The following is an 11,739-nucleotide window of genomic DNA, read 5'->3' on the forward strand; positions in this document are numbered from 1 at the left end:
CCCAATCGGCGGACGTAACATTTCGCAACGGGCAATCGAGTCTGCTAATGGCCCCCCGCTAGTGTTTCAGGGTGACCACACAGACCCCCTCCACCAAGACATCGGCCGGCCGACGGCTGCCCCACTGGATGACTGCCTTCGGACCGCAGATCATCGCCGCCCTGGTGGCCGGCCTGCTGCTGGGCCTGCTGGCCAAGAACATGGGCACCGCCGGCGACGGCGAGCCCAACTGGCTGACGACCACTCTGAGCACCATCGGCACAAGCTACGTCTCGCTGCTGAAGGCCGCCGTCGTCCCCCTGATCTTCACCGCCGTCGTGAGCTCGATTGCGAACCTGCGCGCCGTGTCCAACGCCGCCCGGCTGGCCTGGCAGACCCTGCTGTGGTTCGCCATCACCGCGCTGATCAGCGTGGTCATCGGCATCCTGCTCGGCGTCATCCTGCAGCCCGGCAGCAACGCCGACGTTTCCGGGAAGGATTACACCGGCAGCCAGGGCAGCTGGGTCGGCTTCCTGACCGGCCTGGTTCCGGGAAACTTCCTGGGTCTGGGTGCCAGCTCCAAGGTTGCGGAGAGCGGTGACGTCAGCACCAGCGTGAGCTTCAACGTGCTGCAGATCCTGGTGATCGCTATCGCCGTCGGCATTGCGGCCCTGAAGGTCGGCAAGCCGGCCGAACCGTTCCTGGCCCTGAATGCCTCGGCCCTCGCCGTGATCCAGAAGGTCCTCTGGTGGATCATCCGCCTGGCCCCGGTGGGCACCATCGGCCTGATCGGCACCGCCGTGGCCACCTACGGCTGGGACACCATCGGCTCCCTGGGCATGTTCGCCCTGACCATCTACATCGGTCTGTTCCTGGTCCTGTTTGTGGTCTACCCGGTGCTGATCAAGTCCCACGGCCTCTCCGTCCGCCAGTGGTTCTCCGGCGCCTGGCCTGCCATCCAGCTTGGCTTCGTCTCCCGCTCCTCGGTGGGCACCCTGCCGCTGACCCAGCGCGTCACCGAGCGCAACCTCGGCGTCTCGCGCTCCTACGCCTCCTTTGCCGTGCCGCTGGGCGCCACCACCAAGATGGACGGCTGCGCCTCGATCTACCCGGCCGTCTCCGCGATCTTCGTGGCCCAGTTCTTCGGCGTTGACCTCGGCTTCACGGACTACCTGCTGATCGCCCTGGTTTCGGTGCTGGGTTCGGCCGCAACCGCCGGCACCACCGGCGCCGTCGTCATGCTGACCCTGACGCTGTCCACCCTGGGCCTGCCGCTGGCCGGCGTCGGCCTGCTGCTGTCCATCGATCCGATCCTGGACATGGGCCGCACCGCGGTGAACGTTGCCGGACAGACCGTGGTCCCGGCAATCGTCGCCAAGCGCAACGGCCTGCTCGACGCGGCCATGTACAACGCCAAGCGGACCGGCGATCCGTTCGCGGATGACTCCGCGGACATCGACACCCGCGTTGAGGTGCCGGTGCCGGAGACCGCCCGGGCCCGCTAAGGCTCTGACTGTGTCACCGAAGGCCGCTCCGGATGTCCGGGGCGGCCTTCTTGGCGCTCCGGGACTGTGCGCCGGCCGGGCTAGGCTTGAGGGGTGACTGACCTGAATCTGATCCTCGCTTCCGCTTCCCCCGCCCGCACCAAACTGCTGACCAACGCCGGCATCGCGCACAGCGTCATGGTGTCCGACGTCGACGAAGACGCCGTCACCGCCCGCTACGGCACCCCGGACCCGCACGACACCGCCCTGCTGCTCGCCCGAGCCAAGGCCGAAGCCGTTGCTGCGCTGCCCGAGGCCGAGGGCTCCCTCGTGGTGGGCTGCGACTCGGTCTTCGAATTCGAGGGCGAAGCACACGGCAAGCCCTGGGAGCCCGAAGTGGCCCGCGAACGCATCCGCCGGATGAGCGGAAACGTGGGCGTGCTGCACACCGGCCACTGGCTCGTGGACTGCCGCGACACGGACGACGACGGCGGATCCGGCGCCACTCTGGGCGGCGTCAGTTCTGCCTCGGTCCACTTCGCCAAGCTCACGGACGAGGAAATTGACGCCTATGTCGCCACCGGAGAGCCCCTGCAGGTGGCGGGGTCCTTCACGATCGACTCCCTGGGCGGAGCGTTCATCGAGAAGGTTGTGGGCGACCCGCACGCCGTCGTCGGCCTGTCCGTCTCGATGCTGCGCGAGCTTCTGGCCAGCGCCGGCGTGAAGATCACGGACCTCTGGGACCGGTAACCCCCTCCTGGCCCGTCCGTTGTACAGATAACGGCCCCATTCCGGCTCCACTCCCGTCCGTTGTACAGATAACGGGCCTAAAACAGCTCCGCTGCAATCCTTCGTGCAGCTCCCGGGCCCAAAACGGCTCTGCGCAAATCCTTCGTGCAGCTCCCGGGCCCAAACAGCCGCTAAAAGCCCTTTTGAACCCTTTATCTGCACGAAGGATTCTGGCAAAGCCCGTTATCTGCCCAAAGGACCGGGGTTCCACCCTCCCAGCCTCAAACCGCGTTGAACCTTCGTCAGCACATGGGCTTTGCCCCGCCGCATATCCTCCTTGCTGACTTTCACCTGGTGCCAGCCTGCTTCGGCTGTGAAAAGGTCTCGCTGATGATCGCTGTGTTGCTGTTCCGGGGAAAGGTGATGGCCGCCGTCGTATTCCAGGCAGGTGCGGAACTGCTCGCAGGCCAGGTCCGTCCATGCCTGCGGACGCCCCCGAGAGTTCAGCAACGGATAATTGGGCACAAACTCAGGCAATCCGGCATGGTGAAGCAGGAGCCGCAACCAAGACTCCGGCGGCGAATCGACTCCCACGCGCATGAGGGCCAGCGCGTCACGGGCACGCTGCAGGAAGGGCAGCCACTTCTTGGATTCCACGTAAGCAGTCAGTTCGGCGAGCGGGACAATCGCAAACCGGGGAGGTCCGAACGCGCGGTGGTGCTCACTGACCAGATGGTCCCCGGCGACCACCAGCTCATCGACAGACAGCATCGCCGCCATATCCAGCCAGGTCCGCTCCACCGACGTCACGGCTACCCCCGAAACAGTTATGACCTCCCGTTCAGCAAGCGCCAGCCGGTGTCCCGTAACCTGCCGCCGCCTTGGCACGGCTTGCGAAGGCTCCCTGCTGAGATGGAGGGTGGGATCCGCTTCAGCCCTGAGGGGCAACACCATTCCGTGGATACGGGCCGCTGACGTATGGCTCACGACCACCCCGGGAAGAAGACCCGCGTAGGGCCGGCACCGTTCCACAAGCGTCGGTTCCTGGCCGGCCGGCATGCGGATTTCTCGGCTGGGCGCGTGAAGGTCGGAACCCCGGAGACGGTCGGGGGTCAGGCCTGCCGCTAGCCCCTGGGCCACGGTGAAGGGACTCAACAATTCGGGAGGGAGGGGACGGCTGGAGCGCATGCGTCAATTACGCAACGAATCTGCCCCGCCTGCAGAAGTTATCCACAGCCGAGGCCATGCCCGCCGAACCTCTGTCCGAACACAGCGGGATGTCCGGACAGCAGGTCCAGTTGTAGGGTCTCCACAACGAAACGCCGCGTCCCACGCAGAAACAGCACGCATTATGGCCGGAGACCACAAAATCGCGCTAGGCTCCGAGAAGATCAAAAGGAGCCAGTGCATTCAATGAGCCAGTTCAACCCCGCACCCGCCGGCAGCCCCGAGGGATCCGCGCAGGAGACCCTGCAGGACCAGGACCGCCCGCAGACCAGTACCCCGAACACCCGAAGCATCACCAAGGTCCTGATCGCCAACCGCGGTGAAATCGCCGTCCGCGTCATCCGTGCAGCCCGCGATGAAGGCCTCGCCTCCGTTGCCGTCTACGCCGATCCTGACCGGGACGCCCTGCACGTCCGCCTCGCCGATGAGGCGTATTCCCTGGGCGGGAGCACCGCGGCGGAGTCTTACCTGGACATGGGCAAGATTATCGACGCCGCCCGCAAGTCCGGCGCGGACGCCATCCACCCCGGTTATGGCTTCCTCTCCGAGAACGCCGAGTTTGCCCAGCGCGTCATCGACGCCGGCCTGACCTGGATCGGTCCCTCCCCGTATGCCATTTCCCAGCTCGGCGACAAGGTGCAAGCCCGCCACATTGCGGCCAAGGTTGGCGCACCGCTGGTTCCGGGCACCGCCGATCCGGTGAAGAACGCACAGGAAGTCCTGGACTTCGCGGACACCCACGGCCTGCCGCTGGCCATCAAGGCAGCTTTCGGCGGCGGCGGGCGCGGCATCAAGGTAGCCCGCACCCGCGCTGAAATCCCCGAAATGTTCGAGTCAGCCGTCCGCGAGGCCACGGCTGCGTTCGGCCGCGGCGAGTGCTTCATCGAGCGCTTCCTGGATGCCCCGCGGCACGTGGAAACCCAGTGCCTCGCCGACGCGCACGGCAACGTCGTCGTCGTCTCCACCCGGGACTGCTCGCTGCAGCGCCGCAACCAGAAACTGGTGGAGGAGGCTCCGGCTCCGTTCCTCACCGAGGACCAGAACCAGCGCCTGTACGCCGCATCCAAGGCGATCCTGCGCGAAGCCGGCTATCAGGGTGCGGGCACCTGCGAGTTTCTCGTGGGGACCGACGGCACCATTTCCTTCCTCGAGGTCAACACGCGCCTGCAGGTGGAGCATCCGGTGTCCGAGGAAGTCACCGGCCTGGACCTGGTCCGCGAGCAGTTCCGCGTGGCCCGGGGCGAGGAGCTCGGCTACGGCGATCCGGAAATCCGCGGCCACGCCTTCGAATTCCGCCTGAACGGTGAGGATCCGGGCCGCAGCTTCATGCCCTCCCCCGGCACCGTGGACACCTTCAAGCTGCCCACCGGCCCGGGTGTCCGCGTGGACTCCGGCATCGAAGCCGGTGAAACCGTCGGCGGGAACTTCGATTCCATGCTGGCCAAGCTGATCATCAGCGGCGCCACCCGCGAACAGGCCCTCCAGCGCGCCCGCCGCGCCCTGGCCGAAATGGAAATCACCGGCATGCCCACCGTCCTGCCCTTCCATGCCGCGGTGGTGTCGCATCCCGATTTCGCGCCGGAAGAAGGCCCGTTCAAGGTCCACACCCGCTGGATCGAGACGGACTTCGTCAACGAGATTCCGGCCTGGTCCGGTGAGCAGAATTCACGGAACGACGACGGCGGCCGCCAGCGCGTCACCGTCGAGGTCGGCGGCAAGCGGCTCGACGTCGTGCTCCCTGCCGGACTGGGCGGCAACGGTTCGAATGGCGCAGCAGGCCGCGGTGCCGGTGCCAACGGCAAGGCCCGCAAGTCCTCACGCATCCGCGGCGGGGCGAACCCGGCCGCCACCGGTGCGGACCTGACGTCCCCCATGCAGGGAACCATCGTGAAGGTGGCCGTGCAGGACGGTTCGGTAGTCGCTGAGGGCGATCTCGTCGTCGTGCTGGAAGCCATGAAGATGGAGCAGCCGCTGACCGCGCACAAGGCCGGCACCGTGTCCGGGCTGAGCGCGCTTCCCGGCGCCACTGTCTCCGCGGGTGCAGTGATCGCCTCGATCCTGGACTAGCACTTACGGCAGCAACAAAACGGCTCGGCCCCCTTCATCGGGGGCCGAGCCGTTTTCGTTAGTCCAGGGACTTAGCTGGAGTGGTTCGCGTAATCCACGTTCTTGGTGTCCTTGGTGACGAACAGGGCGATCAGCGTGAGCACCGCCATGGAGGACAGGTACACGCCCACCAGCCACGGGCTGCCGTCCGCTGCCTGCCACAGGGCCACGGCAATGAACGGAGCCACGGCCGCGCCCAGGATCGAGGAGACGTTGTAGGCAATGGCCGAGCCGGTGTACCGCACGTTCGTGGGGAACAGTTCCGGCAGCATGGCGCCCATCGGTCCGAAAGTCAGGCCCATCAGCGTGAAGCCGATGATCAGCAGCGCCATGACACCCACAGTTCCGCCGTCGAACAGCGGCGAGAAGGAGAACCCGAACAGGAAGATCCCGGCGGTCACCACCAGCAGCGTCTTGCGGCGGCCGAACTTTTCGGCCAGCGGGCCGGAGACCAGCGTGAAGATTCCGAAGAACACCACACCCACAATCAGCATGAGCAGGAAGTCGTTGCGCGCGTAACCCAGGCCGGCGGTAAAGGTATCCGGGTCAAAGGCCTTTCCGGCCTTCTCTGCAGCGGCCCGGGCTGCGTCCTCGCTCTTGGCGGCGGTGCCGTAGGAGAGGGTGAACGTGGTCATCAGGTAGAAGAGCACGTACGTGGCCAGCATGATGAACGTGCCGGCGATCATCTGGCGCCAGCTGTACTTGAAGGCACGGCTCAGCGGCAGCTTACTGATTTCACCGGAGTCGACCACCTTCTGGAACGCCGGGGTCTCCACGAGCTTCAGCCGCACGTACAGGCCGATGATCACCATGACGGCGCTGGCCAGGAACGGAATGCGCCAGCCCCAGGAGTCGAACTGGTCGGCGTCCAGCTGCAGGCTCAGCAGCAGGAACAGGCTGTTCGCCAGGATGAATCCGATCGGCGCGCCAAGCTGCGGGAAGGTTCCCCACACCGCGCGCTTGTTCGCCGGGGCGTTCTCCGTGGCCAGCAGAGCGGCGCCGGACCATTCCCCGCCGAGGGCCAGACCCTGGGCAAAGCGCAGGACCACCAGCATGGCCGGAGCCAGGATGGTCCAGCCGTCCGTGGCGGTGGGCAGGCAGCCGATCAGGAAGGTGGCAATTCCCATGGTCAGCAGGGATGCCACCAGGGTTCCCTTGCGCCCCACCTTGTCCCCGAAGTGTCCGAAAATGATGGATCCCAGCGGACGGGCAACAAAAGCCACGCCGAAAACGGCGAACGAGCTCAGCAGTGCCGTGACACCTTCCGCGTTAGGGAAGAACAACCTCGGGAAGACGAGGACGGCAGCCGTGGCATAAACATAGAAGTCGTAAAACTCAATGGACGTTCCAACGAGGCTGGCAACAATCACCCGGCCCTTGGTATTGGCCTTGGCCGGTGCCGGCGCCGCAGAGGGATTCGTAGTAGACATGAGGAGTCTTTCTCAGGTGGGAGTGAAGTTATCGACAATGCTAAGAGCTCTATCCCACCATTCGGACATTGTGTCCACAATATGGACTATGTTTCTTTTTGGGAGTTTTCAGGGCCCGACGACGGCGTCCGGCACCTTCCGTGCCCACCCGCCTGACCTCCCCTGCTGCCGAGACAGGGTGCGGGTTTGTCCGGGGACTTCTCCGTGCTCATGCGCTCAGGTCTGCGACGGATGCCGGAGCCTGTTTGGGTTGCCGTTGCCGCTGCCGCTTGGATCCTTCGTGCAGCTCCGGGGCTCAAACAAGCCCTGCCCAAATCCTTCGTGCAGCTCCCGGGCTCAAACAGGGCCTCCCCAAATCCTTCGTGCAGAGCCCGGGCTCAAACAGGGGATTTTTCCCGGAATGGCCCCGTTATGTGCACGAAAGAATTTTCATGGTCCCGTTACCTGCACGAAGGAATACCGTCGCCCCATCACCCCATCGCTCCCATCTCCCCGCTCCCCGCTCCCCGCTCCCCGCTCCCCGCGCCCCGCGCCCCGGACCAGGATCCCCCAACAGCCCCCAGCGCGGATAACCCGCACTTCGAACACCCAAGACACAAAAAAGCCCGCACCCGCAGCGGAACAAATCCGCCGCGGATGCGGGCTCAACAATCTCAGCCGGCTGGGAAAAGCTACATGTGCACGTGCAGGCGCCGGGCAGCCTCGGAAATGGACCCGGTCAGCGACGGGTACACCGTGAAGGTGTTCGCCAGGTCATCCACGTGCAGCTTCTGCGTGACGGCGATGGCGATCGGGAAGATCAGCTCGGAGGCACGCGGGCCCACCACCACGCCGCCGATCACGGTGCCGGAACCCTTGCGCGCGATGATCTTGACGAAGCCTTCCTTGACCTCCATCATCTTGGCCCGGGCATTGGTGTGCAGGGAAAGCTTGATGACGTCGCCCTGGTAGCGTCCGTCGGCAATGTCCTGCTCGGACACGCCCACGGAGGCAATCTCGGGCGAGGTGAAGATGTTCGAGGCGACGTTCTTGAGCTTCAGCGGCTTCACGCCGTCGCCCATCAGGTGCGCAATGGCGATCCGGCCCTGCATGGCGGCCACGGAGGCCAGGTTGAACACTCCGGTGCAGTCGCCGGCGGCGTAGACATTGGAGGCCGTGGTGCGCGAGACTCCGTCGACCTTGATCTGGCCGCGCTCGTCCAGCGTCACGCCGGCTTCCTCCAGGCCAATGCCCGCAGTGTTGGGAATGGCACCCACAGCCACGAGGCAGTGGCTGCCCTCGACGGTCCGGCCGTCCTCGAGCTGCACCACCACGCCGTCGCCGGTGTTCTTCACGCTTTCCGCACGGGAGCGGTTCAGCACGGTCATCCCCCGGTGCTGGAAGACGTCTTCCAGCACGACGGCGGCATCGGCGTCTTCGCCGGGCAGCACGCGGTCGCGGCTGGAGATCAGCGTGACCTTGGTGCCCAGGCCGTTGTACGCGGACGCAAATTCGGCCCCGGTGACACCGGAGCCGATGACGATCAGGTGCTCGGGGATTTCCGTGAGGTTGTAGATCTGCTTCCAGGTGAAGATGCGTTCGCCGTCGGGCATGGAGGATTCCAGCTCGCGCGGGTTGGCACCCACGGAAATCAGCAGGGCTTCGGCCTCCACGGTCTCGGTGCCGCTGTCCGTGGTGACCTCGATGGTGCGGTTGTCCAGCAGCCGGCCGTCTCCGATGATGACCTTCACGCCCACACGTTCCAGCGTGGTGCGGATGTCATTGGACTGTTCCTTGGCCAGCGCCAGCAGGCGGTTGTTGACCATCTTCAGATCGGCCACCGCGGGCTGGCCGCTGGTGCCGAAGTCCACGCCGAGGCTGGAGGCGGAGGCGAAGCGGGTCATCACGTCCGCGGTCGCAATCAGCGTCTTGGAGGGAACGACGTCGGTCAGCACGGCGGAGCCGCCCAAACCGTTGCGTTCCACGATGGTGACGTCTGCTCCGAGGGATGCGGCTACCATGGCAGCCTCATATCCGCCGGGGCCGCCGCCGAGGATTGCGATTTTTCGAGCAGTGAAATCAAGTTGGGTCGTCACAGTTGTCCATTCTGTCCCATCCCCGCCGCCCGCTCAAACGCCGGGACTTTACTGCTTCTGCCGGGGGTGGCAGATATCACGGTAAGTTGGACGGGTGAACAATGATCCTTTTGAACTAGCCCAGCAGGCCGCCACGTACATTGCCGAGAAAACCGGTGTGCCCAGCCACGACATTGCCCTGGTCCTCGGCAGCGGCTGGGGTGAGGCCGCCGACCTGATCGGCGAAACCACCGCCACCCTCGACGCGAGCGAAATCCCGGGCTTTTCCGCCCCGGCCGTGCAGGGCCATGTGGGTACCATCCGCTCCGTCCTGACCCCCTCCGGCAAGCGCGCCCTGGTCCTGGGTGCCCGCACGCACTACTACGAGGGCAAGGGCGTCCGCGCCGTCGTCCACGGCGTGCGCACCGCAGCCGCTGCAGGCGCCAAGGTGATGGTCCTGACCAACGGCTGCGGCGGCTTGAACCCCAGCTGGAAGCCCGGCACCCCGGTCCTGATCAGCGACCACCTGAACCTCACGGCCACCTCCCCGCTCGAAGGCGCCACGTTCGTGGACCTGACGGACCTGTACTCTTCCCGTCTGCGGGATCTGGCCCGCACCGTGGACCCCACCCTGGATGAGGGCGTCTACGCCCAGTTCACCGGCCCGCATTACGAAACCCCGGCCGAGGTCCGCTACGCCAAGACCATCGGCGCCGACCTGGTGGGCATGTCCACCGCCCTCGAAGCCATTGCCGCCCGGCACGCCGGCATGGAGGTTTTCGGCATTTCCCTGGTCACCAACCTGGCCGCCGGCATCAGCGACGAGCCGCTCAGCCATGCCGAGGTCCTGGAATCCGGAGCGGCCGCCGGCCCCCGCATCTCCCGGCTGCTGGCAGACATCATCGGCAAGCTCTAACCCAGCTGCCTCTTCCGCACATCCCGAACTACCCCGATCCGTAGGTATTCCCCATGACGCTAAACCCCACTGAGCTCGCCGAGCTCGTGACCGCCGCCAAGAGCTGGGCGGATGAAGATCCCGATGAGGCCACGGCCGCCGAGCTGCGGACCCTGCTCGCAGCCCTGAGCACCGATGCCCCCGCAGCGGCAGCCGCCGCCGAGGAGCTGGCAGACCGCTTCGCCGGAACCCTGGAGTTCGGCACCGCCGGCCTGCGTGCCGCCCTCGGTGCCGGGCCGCGCCGGATGAACCGCGTGGTGGTGCGCCGCACCGCCGCCGGAATTGCTTCCTTCCTGCAGGACGCTTCCGGCGACAAGTACACGCCCAGCGCCGTGATCGGCTACGACGCACGGCACAACTCCCACGCCTTCGCCCTGGAGACCGCTGCCGTGTTCAGCGCCGCCGGGATCGAAACGTTCCTGCTCCCCTGCACACTTCCGACGCCGGTGCTCGCCTACGCGGTCCGCGCCCTGGACACCGACGCCGGTGTCATGGTCACCGCCAGCCACAACCCGGCAGCGGACAACGGCTACAAGGTTTACCTGGGCGGGCGGACGGTGAAGGGGCCGGGCAAGGGGGCGCAGATTGTTGCACCCTACGACGCCGAGATTGCCTCGCGCATCAACTACGACGTGCCGCTGGACAGCATCGAGACGGCGCCCGAAGGCTGGACCGATGTCTCCGAATCCATCGTCGCGGACTACACCAGCGTGGTGGACCGGCTGGTGGCCCAGGAGCACTATCCGGAGCGGGACCTGAAGATTGTCCTGACCTCACTGCACGGCGTGGGCGGCGCAACCATGAAGGCGGCCCTGAAGGGCGGCGGTTTCTACAGCGTCATCCCCGTGGCCGCCCAGGCCGAGCCGGACCCGGACTTCCCCACGGTCGCGTTCCCGAACCCCGAGGAGCCCGGCGCCCTGGACATGGCCCTGGAAACCGCCGTCGAACACAACGCAGACCTGGTGATCGCCAATGATCCCGACGCCGACCGCGTGGCAATTGCCGCAAAGAATCCGGCCGACGGGCAGTGGCGGATGCTGCGCGGAGATGAGGTTGGTGCCCTGCTGGGCGCTCACCTGACCCGCCGCATCAAGTCCGGCCACTGGAAGGTCCGCGGGGACAAGGCGCGCTCCGGCGTCGTCTTCGCGAACTCCATTGTGTCCTCCCGCCTGCTGGCACGCATCGCCGAGGACGCCGGGTTTGCGCATGTGGAAACCCTCACCGGATTCAAGTGGATCTCCCGCGTGCCGCAGCTGACCTACGGGTACGAGGAGGCGCTGGGCTACTGCGTGGCTCCGGGCCTGGTGCGGGACAAGGACGGCATTTCCGCCGGCCTGCTGCTGGCCGAGCTGGCCGCAGCGCTGAAGGCCAAGGGGCGCACCCTCTTTGACGAGCTGGATGACCTGGCGGTGCAGCACGGCCTGCACCTGACGGACCAGCTCTCCATCCGGGTGGAGAACCTGGACCTGATCGGGACCATGATGAACCGGCTGCGCTGGCACAAGCCCGCGTCTCTGGGCGGCTCGCCGGTGGATTCCGCCGTCGACCTGGCGGTGGGCACCGCAGACCTGCCGCCCACCGACGGCATGCTCTACCTGACTGCGGACAACACCCGCGTCATCATCCGGCCCTCCGGCACCGAGCCCAAGCTCAAGTGCTACCTCGAGGTGATTGTGCCGGTGGACGCCGCCGCGGACCTTCCGGCCGCGCGCGAGCAGGGACGGGCCCGGCTGGACGCGGTTCTCGCCGATGTGAAGACCGCCCTCGGGCTGTAA

Annotated in this window: 8 protein-coding genes; 5 read left to right on the forward strand and 3 right to left on the reverse strand. The window is 66.3% G+C overall.

From position 1 onward, the window contains the following. The first annotated feature begins 128 nt into the window (after positions 1 to 128). A complete protein-coding gene (locus AC4D2Q_RS07415; protein ID WP_490946213.1) occupies positions 129 to 1,484 on the forward strand; it encodes a dicarboxylate/amino acid:cation symporter in 1,356 nt (451 codons plus the stop codon). A 93-nt stretch (positions 1,485 to 1,577) separates the two neighbouring features. Then, complete coding sequence (locus AC4D2Q_RS07420; protein ID WP_400926312.1) at positions 1,578 to 2,213, forward strand: Maf family protein; 636 nt, start codon at positions 1,578 to 1,580, stop codon at positions 2,211 to 2,213. A 222-nt stretch (positions 2,214 to 2,435) separates the two neighbouring features. Here AC4D2Q_RS07420 and AC4D2Q_RS07425 read toward each other — a convergent pair whose 3' ends face one another. Continuing rightward, entirely contained in the window at positions 2,436 to 3,251 is an 816-nt protein-coding gene (locus tag AC4D2Q_RS07425) for an endonuclease domain-containing protein (protein ID WP_490945871.1), read from the reverse strand. A 354-nt stretch (positions 3,252 to 3,605) separates the two neighbouring features. Here AC4D2Q_RS07425 and AC4D2Q_RS07430 point away from each other — a divergent pair, with 354 nt between their 5' ends. Next, positions 3,606 to 5,486: an acetyl/propionyl/methylcrotonyl-CoA carboxylase subunit alpha gene (locus AC4D2Q_RS07430; protein WP_490945872.1), complete on the forward strand. Its 1,881-nt coding sequence runs from the start codon at positions 3,606 to 3,608 to the stop codon at positions 5,484 to 5,486. 71 nt (positions 5,487 to 5,557) lie between these two features. Here the strand turns inward: AC4D2Q_RS07430 and AC4D2Q_RS07435 are convergent, their stop codons facing one another. Both AC4D2Q_RS07435 and AC4D2Q_RS07440 read right to left on the reverse strand, forming a co-directional pair. After that, the gene (locus AC4D2Q_RS07435; RefSeq protein ID WP_490945873.1) at positions 5,558 to 6,955 is read right to left on the reverse strand and encodes an MFS transporter; all 1,398 of its coding nucleotides are present in this window, start codon (positions 6,953 to 6,955) and stop codon (positions 5,558 to 5,560) included. 671 nt (positions 6,956 to 7,626) lie between these two features. Then, positions 7,627 to 9,030 carry an NAD(P)H-quinone dehydrogenase gene (locus tag AC4D2Q_RS07440; protein WP_490945874.1) on the reverse strand — a complete coding sequence of 468 codons (1,404 nt, stop codon included), beginning with the start codon at positions 9,028 to 9,030 and terminating at the stop codon, positions 7,627 to 7,629. Between the two features lie 94 nt (positions 9,031 to 9,124). Between AC4D2Q_RS07440 and AC4D2Q_RS07445 the strand changes: the two genes are divergently transcribed. Together AC4D2Q_RS07445 and AC4D2Q_RS07450 are read left to right on the forward strand one after the other, a co-directional pair. After that, the gene (locus AC4D2Q_RS07445) at positions 9,125 to 9,925 is read left to right on the forward strand and encodes a purine-nucleoside phosphorylase (RefSeq protein ID WP_490927205.1); all 801 of its coding nucleotides are present in this window, start codon (positions 9,125 to 9,127) and stop codon (positions 9,923 to 9,925) included. A 53-nt stretch (positions 9,926 to 9,978) separates the two neighbouring features. Further along, a complete protein-coding gene (locus tag AC4D2Q_RS07450; protein ID WP_490945875.1) occupies positions 9,979 to 11,739 on the forward strand; it encodes a phospho-sugar mutase in 1,761 nt (586 codons plus the stop codon).

It is taken from the genome of Arthrobacter sp. TJ-178 (assembly GCF_058269275.1).